General features: G+C 63.6%; 13 protein-coding genes. 5 read left to right on the forward strand and 8 right to left on the reverse strand.

Annotated elements, in window-relative coordinates; translation table 11 throughout:
* Genes AC0L2V_RS13155 through AC0L2V_RS13165 form a run of 3 tightly spaced genes read right to left on the reverse strand, consistent with a single transcriptional unit; the run spans position 1 to position 3,578 of the window.
* Entirely contained in the window at positions 1 to 918 is a 918-nt protein-coding gene (locus tag AC0L2V_RS13155; protein WP_023802898.1) for an ABC transporter permease subunit, read from the reverse strand.
* A 1-nt stretch (position 919) separates the two neighbouring features.
* The gene (locus tag AC0L2V_RS13160; protein WP_023802897.1) at positions 920 to 1,927 is read right to left on the reverse strand and encodes an ABC transporter permease subunit; all 1,008 of its coding nucleotides are present in this window, start codon (positions 1,925 to 1,927) and stop codon (positions 920 to 922) included.
* 58 nt (positions 1,928 to 1,985) lie between these two features.
* Positions 1,986 to 3,578 carry an ABC transporter substrate-binding protein gene (locus tag AC0L2V_RS13165; protein WP_473520252.1) on the reverse strand — a complete coding sequence of 531 codons (1,593 nt, stop codon included), beginning with the start codon at positions 3,576 to 3,578 and terminating at the stop codon, positions 1,986 to 1,988.
* A gap of 429 nt (positions 3,579 to 4,007) precedes the next feature.
* On the opposite strand from AC0L2V_RS13165, the gene AC0L2V_RS13170 reads away from it, so the two are divergent.
* Both AC0L2V_RS13170 and AC0L2V_RS13175 read left to right on the forward strand, forming a co-directional pair.
* Positions 4,008 to 5,978, forward strand: coding sequence for a long-chain-fatty-acid--CoA ligase (locus tag AC0L2V_RS13170; protein WP_473520253.1), 1,971 nt, complete (start codon positions 4,008 to 4,010; stop codon positions 5,976 to 5,978).
* Positions 5,979 to 6,007: 29 nt separating this feature from the next.
* Complete coding sequence (locus tag AC0L2V_RS13175) at positions 6,008 to 6,769, forward strand: class I SAM-dependent methyltransferase (RefSeq protein ID WP_473520254.1); 762 nt, start codon at positions 6,008 to 6,010, stop codon at positions 6,767 to 6,769.
* Here the strand turns inward: AC0L2V_RS13175 and AC0L2V_RS13180 are convergent.
* Both AC0L2V_RS13180 and pgi read right to left on the reverse strand, forming a co-directional pair.
* Complete coding sequence (locus tag AC0L2V_RS13180; protein ID WP_023802893.1) at positions 6,753 to 7,475, reverse strand: HAD family hydrolase; 723 nt, start codon at positions 7,473 to 7,475, stop codon at positions 6,753 to 6,755. The genes AC0L2V_RS13175 and AC0L2V_RS13180 overlap by 17 nt on opposite strands.
* A 5-nt stretch (positions 7,476 to 7,480) precedes the next feature.
* Entirely contained in the window at positions 7,481 to 9,124 is a 1,644-nt protein-coding gene (gene pgi / locus AC0L2V_RS13185) for a glucose-6-phosphate isomerase (RefSeq protein ID WP_287050508.1), read from the reverse strand.
* A gap of 420 nt (positions 9,125 to 9,544) precedes the next feature.
* On the opposite strand from pgi, the gene pdxR reads away from it, so the two are divergent.
* Positions 9,545 to 11,038, forward strand: a complete 1,494-nt coding sequence (gene pdxR / locus AC0L2V_RS13190) for a MocR-like pyridoxine biosynthesis transcription factor PdxR (RefSeq protein ID WP_023802891.1) — start codon at positions 9,545 to 9,547, stop codon at positions 11,036 to 11,038.
* A gap of 195 nt (positions 11,039 to 11,233) precedes the next feature.
* Positions 11,234 to 12,823 (forward strand): trimethylamine methyltransferase family protein, encoded by a 1,590-nt coding sequence (locus AC0L2V_RS13195; RefSeq protein WP_473510308.1) that lies wholly within the window; start codon positions 11,234 to 11,236, stop codon positions 12,821 to 12,823.
* Between the two features lie 228 nt (positions 12,824 to 13,051).
* On the opposite strand, the gene AC0L2V_RS13200 is transcribed toward AC0L2V_RS13195, so the two are convergent.
* From AC0L2V_RS13200 to AC0L2V_RS13210, 3 genes are read right to left on the reverse strand one after another with little or no spacing between them, the layout of a single operon-like run.
* The gene (locus AC0L2V_RS13200) at positions 13,052 to 13,450 is read right to left on the reverse strand and encodes a hypothetical protein (RefSeq protein ID WP_473510309.1); all 399 of its coding nucleotides are present in this window, start codon (positions 13,448 to 13,450) and stop codon (positions 13,052 to 13,054) included.
* 53 nt (positions 13,451 to 13,503) lie between these two features.
* Positions 13,504 to 14,913, reverse strand: a complete 1,410-nt coding sequence (chrA, locus tag AC0L2V_RS13205) for a chromate efflux transporter (protein ID WP_473520263.1) — start codon at positions 14,911 to 14,913, stop codon at positions 13,504 to 13,506.
* A complete protein-coding gene (locus AC0L2V_RS13210; RefSeq protein WP_473520255.1) occupies positions 14,910 to 15,728 on the reverse strand; it encodes a chromate resistance protein ChrB domain-containing protein in 819 nt (272 codons plus the stop codon). The genes chrA and AC0L2V_RS13210 overlap by 4 nt, the downstream gene beginning before the upstream one ends.
* A gap of 187 nt (positions 15,729 to 15,915) precedes the next feature.
* On the opposite strand from AC0L2V_RS13210, the gene AC0L2V_RS13215 reads away from it, so the two are divergent.
* Positions 15,916 to 16,335 (forward strand): GFA family protein, encoded by a 420-nt coding sequence (locus AC0L2V_RS13215; RefSeq protein ID WP_023802886.1) that lies wholly within the window; start codon positions 15,916 to 15,918, stop codon positions 16,333 to 16,335.
* The last annotated feature ends 254 nt before the right edge of the window (positions 16,336 to 16,589 follow it).

Consider the following 16,589-nt stretch of genomic DNA (forward strand, 5'->3'; position numbering starts at 1 on the left):
TCACGACCTCTTCAGCTTGGGGTCGAAGGCATCGCGCAGGCCATCGCCGATCAGGTTGATCGCAAGCACCGTGATCAGGATGGCAAGGCCGGGGAAGGTCACCACCCATGGCGCGCGCAGGATGAACTCGCGCGCCGTGGCCAGCATGGTGCCCCATTCCGGGGTTGGCGGCTGCGCGCCGACGCCAAGGAAGCCAAGAGCCGCGGCCTCGAGAATGGCGTTGGAGAAGGACAGCGTCGCCTGCACGATCAGCGGCGCCATGCAGTTCGGCAGGATCGTCTTCACCATCAGCCTGAGATGGCTGGCACCGGCCACCTTGGCGGAGATCACATATTCGCGGTTCTTTTCGGCCATCACCGCCGCACGGGTGAGCCGCGCGAAATGCGGCTGCAGCACCAGCGCGATCGCCAGCATGGCGTTGAACAGGCCGGGTCCGAGGATTGCCACCAGAACGAGGGCAAGCAGCAGCGACGGGAAGGCCAGGATGACGTCCATGACGCGCATGATCAGCGTATCGACCCAGCCGCGGAAATAGCCGGCGAGCACGCCGAGGACGATACCGCTGGTCAGCGAGAAAACAACGACGACCAGACCGATGAACAGCGAGAACCGAGCCCCGAAAATCAGCCGCGAAAGCATGTCGCGGCCAACGGCGTCGGTGCCGAGCAGGAACGTCGATCTGCCGCCCTCCTGCCAGGCCGGCGGCGCCAGCAGCGCATCGCGAAACTGTTCGTCAGGCGAATGCGGCGCGACCAACGGCGCGAAGATCGCCACCAGCACCAGCGCAGTGAACACGACCAGGCCGATGACGGCGCCGGTGTTCATCGAGTAGTAATGCCAGAACTCGGTGAAGGCGCGTTGCCGGCCGCCGGTCGGAATGGAGGCGGCGGTGGCTTCTGCCGTGGTTTGGTCGGTCATCTCACTGCACCCGGATACGTGGGTTGATGACGGCGTAGAGCACGTCGACGATCAGGTTCACCGCCATGACGATCAGCGCGATGATCAGCAAGCCGCTCTGGACGACAACATAGTCGCGCTTGGCGATCGCGTCGATCATCCACTTGCCGATACCGGGCCAGGAAAAGATCGTTTCGGTCAGGATGGCGCCCGCCATCAGCGTGCCGACCTGCAGGCCGATGGTGGTGACGACGGGGATCAGCGCATTGCGAAAAGCGTGAAGCCCGATGACGCGACGCGGCGCCAGGCCCTTGGCGCGGGCGGTGCGGACGTAGTCTTCGCCCAGCACCTCCAGCATCGCCGACCGCGTCTGGCGGGCTATGACGGCGAGCGGGATTGTCGCCAGCACGATCGCCGGCAGGACAAGATGACTGGCGGCGGATCTGAAAGCGCCGCTCTTGCCGGAGATCAGGCTGTCGATCAGCATGAACCCCGTCGTCGGCTTGAAGAAATATTGAAGGCCGATGCGGCCGGAAACCGGCGTCCAGCCGAGATAGCCGGAGAAGAAGATGATGAGCAGCAGTCCCCACCAGAAGATCGGCATCGAATAGCCGGTCAGCGCCACGCCCATCGTCGCCTGGTCGAACCAGGATCCGCGCTTGACCGCGGCGAAGATGCCGGCGGGAATGCCGATGAGCACGGCGATGATCAGCGCGATCGTCGCCAGTTCCAGCGTCGCCGGAAACAGCGCCTGGAATTCACCGAGCACCGGCCGCTTGGTGGCGAGCGATATGCCGAAGTCGCCGGTCAGGACCCTGCCGATATACTCCAGATACTGGACGACATAAGGCCGGTTGTAGCCAAACCGCTCGACAAGCTCGGCGTAGCGTTCCGGGCTGACGCCGCGCTCGCCGGCCAGGGCCGTGATCGGGTCGCCCGGCAGAAGCCGGACGAAAGCGAACGCCGCCAGCGATATGCCGAACACGGTCGGGATGATCAAGGCGAGCTTGTGGAGGAGATAGCGGAGCATCTTGCTTCATAGAACGGCGGCGCTTTAAGTCCAGCGTCGCCGTTCTATTTCTCAGCAGTTATTCGGCGACGTCGACGCCGTCAAACCGATGAATGCCGAGCGGATCCATGACGAAGCCGGTAACTTTCTTGTTCATCGGCATGAAGACCTTGGAATGGGCGATGGTCAGCCACGGCGCCTCACGCTTGAACACGACCTGAGCATCCTCGTAGATCTTGGTGCGCTCGGCGACATCAGTGGTCGCCTTGCCCTTCTGCAGCAGGGCTTCGAACTCCTGGTTGCACCAGATCGCATAGTTGGACTGGCCGATGGCATCGCAGCCGAGCAGGAACAGGAAGTTGTCCGGGTCGCCATTGTCGCCGGTCCAGCCGAGCTGGAAGGCGCCGTCACGGTCCTTCTGCTTGCCGCGTTCGCGATACTCGGTCCATTCGTAGCTGACGATCTCGGCCTTCACGCCGATCTTGGCGTAGTCGGCCTGGATCAGTTCCGCGACCCGTTGGGCGTTCGGATTGTACGGGCGGCTGACCGGCATTGCCCAGATCTTCATCGACAGATCCGTGACGCCGGCATCCGTCAGCATCTTCTTGGCCGCGTCCGGATCGTACGGATCGTCCTTGACCTCCTTGTTATAGGACCACATCGTCGGCGGGATCGGGTTTATCGCCGCCTGGCCAGCGCCCTGATAGACCGCATCGAGAATGGCCTGCTTGTTGACGGCCATGTTGAGGGCCTTGCGGACCTCGACCTTGTCGAAGGGCGCCTGCGTCGTGTTGTAGGCCATGTAGCCGATGTTCAGGCCTTCCTGCTCGTCGACCTTGAGGTTCGGGTCGGCCTTCAGGCCGGCAATGTCGGCCGGCGCCGGGTACGACATGATATCGCACTCGCCCGCCTTCAGCTTCTGCGCGCGCACGGCCGGATCGGTCGTGATGGCGAAGATCAGATCGTCGATCTTCTGGCGGCCGCCATAGTAGCCGTCCCATGCCGCATAGCGAATGACCGCGTCGACCTGGTAGTCGACGAACTGGAACGGACCGGTGCCGATCGGCTTCTGGGTGAATTGCTGCCTGGTGCCGGCCTTGTCGAGTTGGTCGGCATATTCCTTGGAGACGATCGAAGCGAAATCCATGCCGAGATCCGGCAGGAAAGCGACCTCAGGCTTGTTCAGCACGAATTTCACCGTCAGGTCGTCGACCTTGACGATCTCCTTGAGAAGATCCGGGAAGCCCATGCCGGCAAAATACTCCCAGCCGGTGCCTGCCAGATAGTCGAACCACGGGTTTTCCTTCTTCCACTGGCGTTCGAAGGAGAAGATCACGTCGTCGGCGTTGAGATCGCGCGTCGGCGTGAAGTAGTCGGTGGTCTGGAACTTCACGCCCGGCCGAAGCTTGAACGTGTATTCGAGACCGTCGTCGGAAACCGTCCAGCTCTCGGCGAGGCCAGGCGTGATGGTTGTCTTGCCGTGTTCGAACTCGACCAGGCGCGAATAGATGGTGCGCGACGACGCGTCGAAATCGTTGCCACCGCTCCACGGCGACGGGTCGAAGCCGGCCGGCGACGCCTCCGAGCAGTAGACCAGCTGCTTGGCATTGGCCATGCCGCCGAGGACGCTTGCGGCCAGCAACGCGGCCGCAAAAGTCAGTTTCTTTTTCATGGAGGACTCCCTGATGTTCTTCCAAGCCCCTCTATCAGGCTCGCGAAGCGCGCATATAAGCACCGTTTTTCCGGCTTTGGAACACCCCGTTTGCCTACCCCATGGGAAGCAGAATTTCTTTCTTCGGTCTCGCCGAAAGCGAGAATGAAATGTCAAAACTCATCGATCACGATATTGTTAACGACTGCATTTTTTTATCATCTTCAGCGCATCCGACGGTGAGCAACCGCCGCCTTCGCCGTGTCATTGGCACGGGACGATTTCTTCCCACCTTGCCGCAGGGGCAGACTTGCACGGCTGCCGATAGTCGCAATACATAGATGACAGGCTGGATTTCCTGGATGCCGGCAGCAGCGGAGGACGTCTCTGTCATTCGGAGGCGACGCGGCGAGCAGGCAGAGACAATAAGAACAATCGAGGGAGGGACGAGTGGCAAAAACACCAAGGACGACGGCACCAGCGACAGCCAAGGCCAAACCTGCTGCGCAACCGGCTAGCCCCGACAAGCCCCCGATAAGCCAAGGGCCAAAGGCGCCGACGGCCAAAACCAAGCCGAAGGCGGCCGCGGTGTCCACCAAGACCAATGTATCCGCGAAGACCAATGTATCGCCGAAGCCTGGCGCAAAGCCCGCCGCCGTCAAACCGGCGGCGAAGGCAGCACCGACAGCGGCTGCATCGGCGTCAAACCCAGGTCCGGCCACAAGGTTGCCGAATGTGGTTGCCGCCGGATTGCCGGAAAAACCCTGGCTCAAAAGCTATCCGAAAGTCGTTCCGGCCGAGATCGGCGCTCTGCCCTTCGGCTCCATCGGCGATCTGCTCGCCGACGTCTGCAAGCAGTACGCCAGCCGGCCCGCCTTTACCTGCATGGGCAAGACCATCACCTATGCGGAAGTCGAGAGGCAATCGGCCGCCTTCGGCGCCTATCTGCAATCGACGGGACTGCCGAAAGGCGCACGCGTGGCGCTGATGATGCCGAACGTGCTGCAATATCCGGTGGCGATGATGGCAGTGCTGCGCGCCGGCTATGTCGTGGTCAACGTCAACCCGCTCTACACGCCGCGCGAGCTGGAACATCAGCTCAAGGATTCCGGCGCGCAAGCCATCGTCATTCTCGAGAATTTCGCCAGCACCTTGCAGGCGGTGATCGCCAAAACGGCGGTCAAGCATGTCGTGGTCGCGGCGATGGGCGACATGCTTGGCGGCCTGAAGGGGACGATCGTCAATCTCGTCGTGCGCCGCGTGAAGAAGATGGTGCCGGCCTGGTCGCTGCCGGGCCATGTCAAGTTCAATGCCGCGTTGAAGGCAGCCGCCGGCATGAATTTCAAGCCGGTGCATGTCGCTGCCGACGACGTCGCCTTCCTGCAATATACCGGCGGCACCACCGGCATCTCGAAGGGCGCGGTGCTGCTGCACAGCAACGTGCTGGCCAACGTGGCGCAGAACGCGCTGTGGATCGAGGACGCCTTCACGGTCAAGCCAAAACCGGCGCATCTCAATTTCATCTGCGCGCTGCCGCTCTATCATATCTTCGCGCTGACGGTGAACGCACTGATGGGCATGCAGTTGGGCGGCCAGAACATACTCATTCCCAATCCGCGCGACATTCCCGGTTTCGTCAAGCAACTCGGCAAATACCCGATCCACATCTTTCCAGGCCTCAACACGCTGTTCAACGCGCTGCTCAACAATGAGGATTTCCGCAAGCTCGACTTCAGGCCGCTGATCCTGACGCTGGGTGGCGGCATGGCGGTGCAGAAGGGTGTCGCCGAACGCTGGAAGGCGTTGACTGGCTGCCCGGTCACCGAGGGCTACGGGCTTTCCGAAACCTCGCCGGTGGCAACCGCCAACACATTCAGCGACGGCAACTTCACCGGCACGATCGGCCTGCCGCTGCCCTCGACCGAGATCGCCATCCGCGACGAAGACGGCAATGATTTGCCGCCCGGCGAAGTCGGCGAGATCTGCATCCGCGGACCGCAGGTGATGGCCGGTTACTGGAACCGGCCGGACGAAACCGCCAAGGTGATGACCAAGGACGGTTTCTTCAAGTCGGGCGACATGGGCTTCATGGACGAGCGCGGCTACACCAAGATCGTCGACCGCAAGAAAGACATGATCCTTGTGTCCGGCTTCAACGTCTATCCGAACGAACTCGAGGAAGTGGTGGCGCTGCATCCGGGCGTGCTCGAAGTGGCCGCGATCGGCGTGCCGGACGAGCATTCAGGCGAAGTGCCGAAGCTGTTCGTCGTCAAGAAGGACCCGTTGCTGACCGCAGAGGTGCTGACTGTCTATTGCCGCGAGAACCTGACCGGTTACAAGCGGCCAAAATACATCGAGTTTCGGACCGAACTGCCGAAGACGCCGGTCGGCAAGATCCTGCGGCGGGCGTTGCGGGAATAGGAAGAATTTGGGCGGGAATAGGGACAATTTTGGCCGATAGCCTTACTGTCGATGACGCGGCGGATACGCTTTCCCGTCCCGATCCGCTAACGTTCATCAAGGCGACCATGCGTATCGCCCCTGTTGCCGCGCTTCCCGAAATCCGGCTTTATGCAGCCCATCCAGCGAGCGGACTGTGGCGGCTGACGCGTCCACAAGGACGAGCAGCCGAGCCGGAAGAAGAAGCAAACGAAGCCGACGAGGATGGCCCCGAGCCGCAGCCTCCTTACTGGGCCTATGCCTGGGCCGGCGGCGCGGTGCTTGCCCGCTACATCCTCGATCGACCGGAGACCGTGGCTGGGCTTCGCGTGCTCGATCTCGGCGCCGGGTCTGGCCTCGTCGGTATCGCCGCGGCAAGGGCCGGCGCCAGCGCAGTGATTGCATCCGAGATCGACCGCAACGGCGTCGCCGCGCTCGGTCTCAATGCGGCGGCGAACGGCGTCGCAATCACGGTCGTCGGCGAGGACATCACCGCTGGTCCGCCGCCGCCCGTGGACGTCGTGGCAGCCGGCGACTTGTTTTACCGGCAAGATGTCGCCGACCGGGTCATCCCCTTCCTCGACCGCTGCCTGGCCGCCGGCATCAACGTGCTGATCGGCGACCCGGGCCGCGCCTACTTGCCCCGCTCGCGGCTTCACCTTCTGGCCGAATACCAGGTGCCGGATGTCGGCCAAGGCACGGCGACGAAGCCGAGCGGCGTCTTCTCGTTCGAGCCGGAGCAACTCAGAGGCGAGTTCAGATCGTCTCCTTGACCTTTGCCGAAAGAAAGTCGGGCAGATCGGCAACCGAATCCAGAATGACATCGGCGATCTGCGACAGCGATTCCCGCGTGCCGGTGCCGGAAAGCACGCCGATCGCCAGACCGCAGCCGCCGGCCCGCGCCATCTCCAGATCGTGGCGATTGTCGCCGACCACGGCGATCGCGGCAGGCCTCAGGCCGGTCAGGTCCGAGAAGGCGAGGATCGTGTCGGGCGCCGGTTTCGGATTGGCCACCGCGTCGTAACCATAGGCGGCGTCGAACAGCTGCGCGACGCCCAGCGTGAGCAATGTCTTCTCCGCGCCAGTGGTCGAATCGTTGGTGGCGACGCCGAGCCGGTAGGATTTCCTGTGAAGAACGCCAAGCGTCTCGACGATGCCCGGCAGCGCCACCGCCATCGACGAGCCCTGCACCGACGTGATCTCGTTGAAGCGGGCGACGGCAAGCATCTGGTCTTCATCCGACAGTCGCGGAAACCAAAGCTCGACGACATCCATGTTGGTGCCGGAGGCAAAGATGGAATCGGGCTTGAAGCGTTTGGTGGCGAAATCGTAGCCCGCCGCGGCAAGCAGCCTGTCGGCCTTCCAGCGGTCGCCCTCCGCCGCATCCATCGCCATGAAATCGGCAACGCCGAGCCACGTCGCGTTGAAGTCGACAAGGGTGCCGTCCTTGTCGAACAATATTCCCTTGATCTCGGCCAAGCCGCTTACTCCGATCCGCGCAATCGATGGATGTGTCCCACCAGTCCGGCAGTCGAAGCGTCCCGCTTTGCGGCATTCTCCTTGCCTTCCACGACAGGCAGTAGCCCGGTCGCCAGTTCCTTGCCCAGCTCGACGCCCCATTGGTCGAAGGAATTGATGTTGAAGAGCGTGCCCTCGACGAAGACGCGGTGCTCATAGAGCGCGATCAGCCGTCCGAACGTATGCGGATCGAGTTGTCTGTAGAGGATCGTCACCGAGGGCCGGTTGCCGGAGAAGACGCGATGCGGGGCGATCCTGTCGACCTCGGCGGGCGCCATGCCCTTTGCCAGCATCTGCGCACGCGCTTCCTCCAGCGTGCGACCCTTCATGAACGCCTCCGACTGCGCCAGGCAGTTGGCGAGCAACAGGTCGTGGTGATGCTTGAGATCCGGCTCATGGCCGATGGCTGCGGCGAGGAATTCGACCGGAATGAAATCGGTGCCCTGGTGCAGCAGCTGGAAGAAGGCGTGCTGGCCGTTGGTGCCCGGCTCGCCCCAGACCAGCGGGCCGGTCGGCGTGGTGACAGCGCCGCCGTCGAGGGTGACGCTCTTGCCGTTCGATTCCATATCGAGCTGCTGCAGATAGGCCGGCAGCCTGGACAGGCGCTGGTCGTAGGGAATGACGGCGCGGGCGGGGTATTGGCAGATCACCCGATGCCACCAGCCGATCAGCCCCATCAGCGCCGGCAGGTTGCTGGCCAGCGGCGCCGTCTGGAAATGTTCGTCCATCGCATGCGCGCCATCGAGAAAGGCGCGAAAATTCTTCGGGCCGACGGCGATCATCACCGGCAGGCCGATCGCGCCCCACACCGAATAGCGTCCGCCGACCCAGTCCCAGAAGCCGAAGACGCGGTCGGACGCAATGCCGAACTTGGCCACCAGGTCGAGCGCCGTCGAGACGGCGGCGAAATGCTTGCCGACCGCTTCCTTGCCGAGCGCCTTCTGCACCCATTCGCGCGCCGTCTCGGCATTGGTCATCGTCTCGATCGTGGTGAAGGTCTTGGAAGCAACGATGAACAGCGTGGTTTCGGCGGAGAGGCCCTTCAGCGTGTCGTGGATATGGGCGCCATCGATGTTCGACACGTAATGCGTGCGCGGCCCGTCGTGATAGGGCGCCAGCGCCAGCGTCGCCATGGCCGGGCCAAGGTCGGACCCGCCGATGCCGATGTTGACGATGTCGGTGATCTTCTTGCCGGTGGCGCCGGCCGCCTTGCCGGAGCGCACGGCATCGGCGAAGCCGCCCATCGCATCGAGCACGGCGACAACCTCCGCCTTCACGTCTTGGCCGTCGAGCACGATGCCCTTGCCGTTCAGGTTGCGCAGCGCGGTGTGCAGCACGGCGCGGCCTTCGGTGACGTTGATCTTCTTGCCCGAGAACATCGCCGCGCGCCGGCCTTCGAGATCCGCGGCTGCCGCCAGCTGCTCGAGCAGATCCATCGTCTGCGCATCGACCGCGCATTTCGACCAGTCGAGCAGCAGGTCGCCGTCGGTGGCGGAGAATTTTTCGAAGCGCTGCGGATCGGCGGCGAAGGCCTCGCGCATGCTGCCCGATTTGGCCGCACGGTGATCGCGCAGGGCGTCGAGCTGTTTTTGAAAGGACGATTGATCCACTGCCTCACTCCGAGCCTTGAAATGCCAACATAACAGACCGGGTGTTTCCGGCGCGTGTCGTCGCGGCGAACTATCTAGCCGAAATCCACTGGTTTCAATGCGCCGCGATGACGCGTTGCGTCAGGCAGCGATGACGCAACGCGTCACGCGGGGGATGGCGCCTTGCGTCAGGCAGCGACGACGCGTTGCGTCACCAGCGGGATGGCGCGCTGCGTCACGCCTGGGGGATGACGCGCTGCGTCACGCCTGGGGGATGACGCGCTGCGTCACCAGCGGGATGACGCTTTGCGTCACCCTTGGGAAGGATCACTGGCGTAAATCCCAGCGATCAGAAAAATTGATTGGCGCAACAGCTTGTGCCACCGGTACATTCGACTGGTCCAGCCAGGTGAAAAAGGCTGGCCATCGAGGAACATCCCCATGCCACAGCGAAACGACACGGCCATATGGTCCGGCCTGTTCCGGATTTCGGCGGAATCCGGCCAGACCCTGCAGGCGCAGATCCGCCAAGCGATCGTCGCCGCCATCCTCGACCGGCAAATCGCCGCCTCGATGCCGCTTCCGTCCTGCCGGATCCTGGCCGAGAAACTCGGCGTGGCGCGCGGCACCGTGGTGCTGGCCTTCCAGCAGCTCGTCGACCAGGGTTTTCTGGTGGCGCGCGAACGGCGCGGCCATTTCGTCAATCCGGACGTGCTGGCGACGCCTGCCAAACCGCACCAGAAGGCGCCAGACCAGGCCAATGAGATCGACTGGAAGGCGCGCCGGCAGATCGCGGCCAGCGACATGCCGCCGCCGGCCAAGCACGACAACTGGATCAAGTCGTCCTACCCCTTCGTCTACGGCCAGTTCGATCCGGCACTGTTCCCGACCGCCGAGTGGCGCGAGTGCAACCGCATGGCGCTCGCCGTGCTCGAGATCCGCAATTGGGCGTCCGACATGGTTGACCGCGACGATCCGCTTTTGATCGAGCAGATCCAGGCGCGGCTGTTGCCGCGGCGCGGCATCTTCGCCAATCCCGATGAGATCATCGTCACGCTCGGCGCGCAGAACGCGCTCTACATGCTGGCGACATTGCTGATGACCAAGGGCTCCAAGGTGGCCATGGAAGACCCCGGCTATCCCGACGCACGCTCGATCTTCCGGCTGGCGGGTGCCGACGTCGCACCGGTCCCGGTCGACCATTCCGGCATTGTAACCGCTTCTATTCCCAACGATTCCGGGTTCGTCTTCGTGACGCCCAGCCACCATTGCCCGACCATGGTGCCGCTGTCGGCGGAGCGCCGGCAGGATTTGCTGGCGCGCGCCAACCGCCACAACCAGATCATCATCGAGGACGGCTATGACAGCCAGCTTCTTGACGAAGCGCCGCAGCAGGCGCTGAAGAGCCTCGACCGTTCCGGCCGCGTCATCTATGTCGGCTCGATGTCGAAGACGCTGGCTCCGGGCCTTAGGCTCGGCTACATCGTCGCCTCGGCCGGGCTGATCTCCGAGCTTCGCGCGCTGCGCCGCTTCATGCTGCGTCATCCGCCGGCCAACAACCAGCGCGCGGTCGCGCTGTTCCTGTCGCTTGGCCATCACGAGGCGCTGGTGCGGCGGCTGTCGAGCGCCTTCGACGAACGGCGCAAGCGTCTGATCCATGCGATTTCCGCCTTCCTGCCGGAGTGGCGCTCGACCGATTCCGCCGGCGGCGCGTCGCTCTGGCTCGAGGGGCCGCGCGGCACCGATTCGCGCGGGCTGGCCGAGGCCGCCGCCTCGCGCAGCGTCATCATCGAGCCCGGCGACCGTTTCTTCGACCGCACCGAAAAGCCGTCGCGCTTCATGCGGCTGGGCATCTCCTCGATTGCGCTGCAGCACATCGAGCCCGGCATCCGCGAACTGGCGACGGCGGCCGGGCGCAGGCCGGCCGCGGCTTGAAGCCTCGGCCTGGCCGGCACCGGCCACCGTTGTTTAGCCCCCTGGCATATGCGACGGAACCCTCTGGCTCATAGGCTGTGCCAATGCCGACGGCATAGTTCGAGGGATAAGGGGACGAAGCGGACGATGGTGGACCAACCACCTGGTGGACCAACCACCGCCGCCCGCTTCGCAGTTAAAGGTGGAGTGCCTCCCATGTCAGTGGCTGTTGAGAAGCCGGACACGCCCTCGGACCAGCGTTCGCGGCGTTCCGGCGGGCGCGAAGCGCGTCGCGCCATGCGGGCAGCGCCCCTTGCCGACGATATCAAACCGGTGCGCGCCGGCCTCGAAGGCGGAAGCTACGGGCCACTCAGCGAAAACGACCGCGAGCGCATTCACGAAGCGGTGCTGACGCTGCTTGAAACGGTCGGCTTCGCCAATGCCATCCCATCCTGCATCGAGGCGCTGACCAGGGCCGGCGCCACGCTCGGCGAGGACGGCCGCATCCGTTTTCCGCGCGCACTCGTCCTCGACACCATCAGACGAGCGGCACGCCATTTCACCCTGCATGGCCAGGATCCCAAGCACGACATGCTGATCCAGGGCAAGCGCGTGCATTACGGCACGGCGGGCGCCGCGGTGCATCTGGTCGACGTCGAGAAGCGCTGTTATCGCGAGTCGCTGCTGCAGGACATCTATGACGCGGCGCGCATCGTCGAAGGGCTCGACAACATCCATTTCTTCCAGCGGCCGATGGTGCCGCGCGATATTCCCGATCCGCTCGACATGGATTTCAACACGCTTTACGCCTGCGTGATGGGCACGTCGAAGCATGTCGGCACATCCTTCACGGTGCGCGAGAACGTCAAGCCGGCGCTCGACATGCTCTATGCGATTGCCGGCGGCGAAGAGAATTTTCGCGCTCGGCCTTTCGTCTCCAATTCGAACTGTTTTGTCGTGCCGCCGATGAAGTTTGCCGAGGATGCCTGCGGCGTGCTTGAGGCCTGCGTCGAAGGCGGCATTCCGATCCTGCTGCTGTCGGCCGGCCAGGCGGGCGCCACGGCGCCGGCGGCGATCGCCGGTGCGGTGGTGCAAGCGGTGGCCGAGGTGCTCGCCGGCCTCGTCTATGTCAACGCCATCAAACCCGGGCATCCGGCGATCTTCGGCACCTGGCCGTTCGTCTCCGACCTCAGGACCGGCGCCATGTCCGGCGGCTCGGCCGAGCAAGCGGTGCTGACCGCTGCCTGCGCCCAGATGGCGCAATTCTACGACCTGCCCGGCGGTTCGGCCGCCGGCATGACGGATTCGAAACTGCCCGACATTCAGTCCGGTTACGAAAAGGGCATCACCGATGTGATGGCCGGCCTTGCCGGCCTCAACCTCGTCTACGAATCGGCCGGCATGCACGCCTCGCTGCTCGGCTTTTGCCTGGAAAGCCTGATCATCGACAACGACATGCTCGGCCATTGCCTGCGCTGCGTGCGCGGCATCGAGGTGACCGATGAGTCGCTGTCGATAGACACCATTGCCGAGGTCTGCCTGAAGGGGCCGGGTCATTACCTCGGCAACGAGCAGACGCTGCGGCTGATGCAGACGGAATATTTCTATCCGGCGGTCGGCGACCGCTTTTCGCCGAAGGAGTGGAACGAGAAAGGCAGGCCCGACATCCTGCAGCGGGCGATCATCGAGAAGAACCGCATCCTCGCCGAGCGCTTCCCGCGCCACGTGCCGAAGCCGGTCGACGACAAGTTGCGTGCCCGCTTCGGCAATCTTATCCAGCTGCCGCGCAGCGGCATGGGCGGCTGAAGACGGTTCCCGTCAAAACGGTCAGAGCCTAATCCATCCCGACCATTCGTCATCCTAGGGTCTGCGCCGCGTCGCTTCGCTCCTTGCTTCGCCCTGGGATGACGAAGACACGGGGGGCTTACGGCTAATCGCAAACCCTCGAGATTGGCACGAGGAGATCGGTCGGCGGCAACCATCACAGCCTCCTTTCAGGCTCAGTCAAAGAACCAAATCCTCTGTGCAGAGGAATCAGTCGGCGCTCAACCCGTAGCGGTCGACGACCTCGCCACTGATCAGCCTGGCATGCAGCGTCATCAGTATGATTTGCGCATCGAAGCTGTCGCCGGCCTCAAGTGCCGCCTCGAGCCGGCGCTCCGCATCCAGCCTATGTCGAACACCGTTGGATTGCTCGAAAGCTTCCGGCCCGGCAATACAATAGCCAAGCAGCTGCGCCACCGGCGGGTAGGCTTGTGGCGGCGGCTCGTCGGGCCAGTGGTCCTTCATCAGATTGACGATGGTGAGCTTTGCTCCTTCCGGCACAAGGGCGGGATGAAGGTCGACGTCGCGTAACGCGGCGTCGAGTTGCCTGAGGTCGCCTGAACGGCCGAACATTCCAAGGAAGCCCAGGGAGGAGCGTCGTCTCGCCATGATGTTCCTATCCGAATGCCCGAAACAGCAGCTAAGCCCGCCGCAGGCAGCCGCTAACCGCTCGCTGCCAGCAACAAAACACCGGCGAGGGCCGATCCCGCCAGCGTCGGCAGCATGCCGATCTTCAGCTTCAGGATGGCGATCATTGCAGCACACGACAGCAGCGCCGCACCCCAGTCGATGGACGAGAACACCGGCACGTCCATGCCAAGCCCGACTTTGCGCACCTCGCCGAAAATGACGTGCAAGCCGAACCACAAAGCGAGGTTCATGATGACGCCGACGACGGCAGCGGTGATCGCGCCCAGCGCCGCCGACAGCGCCTTGTTGCCGCGCAGCGATTCGATATAGGGCGCGCCGAGGAATATCCAGAAGAAGCAAGGCGTGAACGTCGCCCACAGGGTGAGCATCGCGCCAAGCGATCCGGCAAGCAGCGGGCTCAACGATCCGGATTGGCGGAACGCGGCCAGAAAGCCGACGAACTGCAGGACCAGAATGAGCGGGCCGGGCGTGGTTTCGGCAAGCCCGAGGCCATCGACCATTTCACCGGGAGCGAGCCAGCCGAACGACTCGACCGCCGCCTGCGCGACATAGGCAAGGACCGCGTAGGCGCCGCCGAAGGTGACGACCGCCATGACGCTGAAGAAGCCGCCGATCTGCGTCCACACGCTGGCAGACCCGGTAAAAGCCCAGATCAGCAGCACCGGCCCGAGCCAGATCGGCAGCCAGATCGCGACGGTGCGCGGCGCATGCCATCGCGTCGGCCTGACGTGGGCCAGTTCGCCGCGCTCGAACATCAGGTCGACCGCGCCCTTGGTGTCGGGAACCGCGTCCTTGCCGTGCGCCGCGCCGGAAAAAAGCGCCGGCGCAACACGATTGCCAATCCAGCCCGCCAGGCCGGCAAGCAGGATGATGAGCGGAAACGGCATGTTCAATGCATAGATGGCGATGAAGGCGGCGAGCGCGATCGAAACCATGACCCGGTTCTTCAGGGCACGACGTCCGATCCGGATCATCGCCTCGATCACGATGGCGAGCACGGCCGCCTTTACCCCGAAAAACAGCGCCTCGACGAGCGGAGCGTCGCCATACAGCGCATAGAGGATGCTCAAGGTGAGCATCACAAGCGCGCCCGGCGCGACGAACAGGATGCCGGCGACCAGGCCGCCGATCGTCCGGTGCAGCAGCCAGCCGATATAGATGGCGAGTTGCTGGGCTTCAGGGCCGGGCAGCAGCATGCAGTAGTTCAACGCATGCAGGAAACGTTGCTCGCCGATCCAACGCCGTTCCTCGACCAATTCCCTGTGCATGAGCGCGATCTGGCCGGCCGGCCCGCCGAAGCTGAGCAGGCCGATTTTCGCCCAGAGTTTCACGCCTTCACGGAAGCTTGGCGCAGCCGGCGCTTCGACGATCTCGGCCGTTTTTCCCAAAGCCCCCGTTTTGTCAGAAGCCGGGGCGCTCATGATGGCTTGCTCGCGCTTGGCCAATTGTGCGTCTCCTCGGTGGCGTCGCGGCACCATCGGAAAAACGCGTCGTAGAGCAGCATGCCTGCCTCCAGCTGTTCCAGATCGTCGCGAAACATCCGCGACAGGCCAAGCGAGGCGGCCAGGAATCCGGCTGCCTGGGGAACCAAATCGAGGCGTGCGGTATCGGCTGCGCGCACGATCATGGCCAGGCGGTCGAGCGCCTCGGATTCGAGCCCAAACTCTTCGATCATCGTATCGAAGGTGCAGCGTTCGCCCCGGTGAGTCCAGAACACATTGTCGATGTCGAAAGGCACGGCCTGAAAGCGGTCCGCAACGGCCGACACTTCGGCCGCCTCGACAAACAGGAAGACCGCGCTCGGATCGACAAAACGCCTGATCAGCCAGGGGCAAGCGATGCGATCGACCTTCGGGCGGCTCCGCGTCACCCACACGGTGCGGCCCCTTTCGTCGCGGGTTGGTATCTTGCCGGCATCGATCAAAGGCCCCTTGGCATCGCGCCAGGCCTCGAACCCGCCTTCGAGGGATTCGGCGGCAATGCCTTCATGCCGCAGCCATGCGGCCACGCCTTGCGAGAGCTTTTGCCCTTTTTGGCAGACCACCGTCACTCGGCTGCCGGCGAATTCGGATGCCCAGGTCGAGACGGTTTTGAAATCACGCCGGTTTGAGGCCGGCAGCAGGCGCGGATCGGCGCTGTAATCCTCTTCGATGCGAATATCGATGATCGCGGGCGCGCCCGGCAGACCAATCAGACGGGACAGTTGCGATACGGTGATAGCGGTTGTCGACGGCATGGCGTCCACCTCCTTGAGAGAGAAGCTTGGACGCGAACGTTGGGCTGACGCCTCACGGGGTCGTCGCGATGCACCCCTTGCCATGATCGTGGATTTGTCGCGCCCGCTTGTCAAGCGCCATGCCTGGAGCAAAGGATGCTCTGGCTCCGGCGGGCGGCGGAGCCAGGACATGTTTGGGAGGAAACCCATGAAAAAGACCTATCACGGCAGCTGCCATTGCGGTGCAGTGCGTTTCGAAGCCGAAATCGACCTCGCTGAGGGCATCCGCAAATGCAATTGCAGCTTCTGCTGGAAACTCGGCTACCGGAAATCCTTCGCCGCCTATGAGGCCGTGCGGGTGACGGACGGCCGCGACCGGATGCGGGAGTACAAGGCGACGCCGTCGAACTGGCCGGAAGGCGACATCAACCACTATATGTGCCCGAACTGCGGCGCGAATTTTCTCTCGCGCGGCTATCTCGATTTCATGGGCGGGAATTTCTGGGCGGTGAACGTCGCCTGCCTCGACGACGTCACCGAAGAGGAACTCGCCGCAGCCCCAATCGTCTATGAGGACGGCAAGCACGACAGGCAGGACCAGACGCCTGAGATTGTTGGCTATTTATAGGCGCTTGGGTGCGGCTTGGCGCTCTTCCTTCTCCCCTTGTGGGAGAAGGTGGATCGGCGCGCAGCGAGGAGCCGGATGAGGGGTGCTGGACGGAGTGCGTCGGTGCCAAGCTGGAGCACCCCTCATCCGTCGCCTTCGGCGACACCTTTGTTTGGACTGGGGACATCGCGGACAGGTGTGCGAGGACATCGCGAACAGTTTTGCCATCCTATTGAGCAAGGGCATTGAGGTCGATGGTCTCTATTTTCTGATGT

The organism is Mesorhizobium sp. WSM4814, assembly GCF_055811595.1.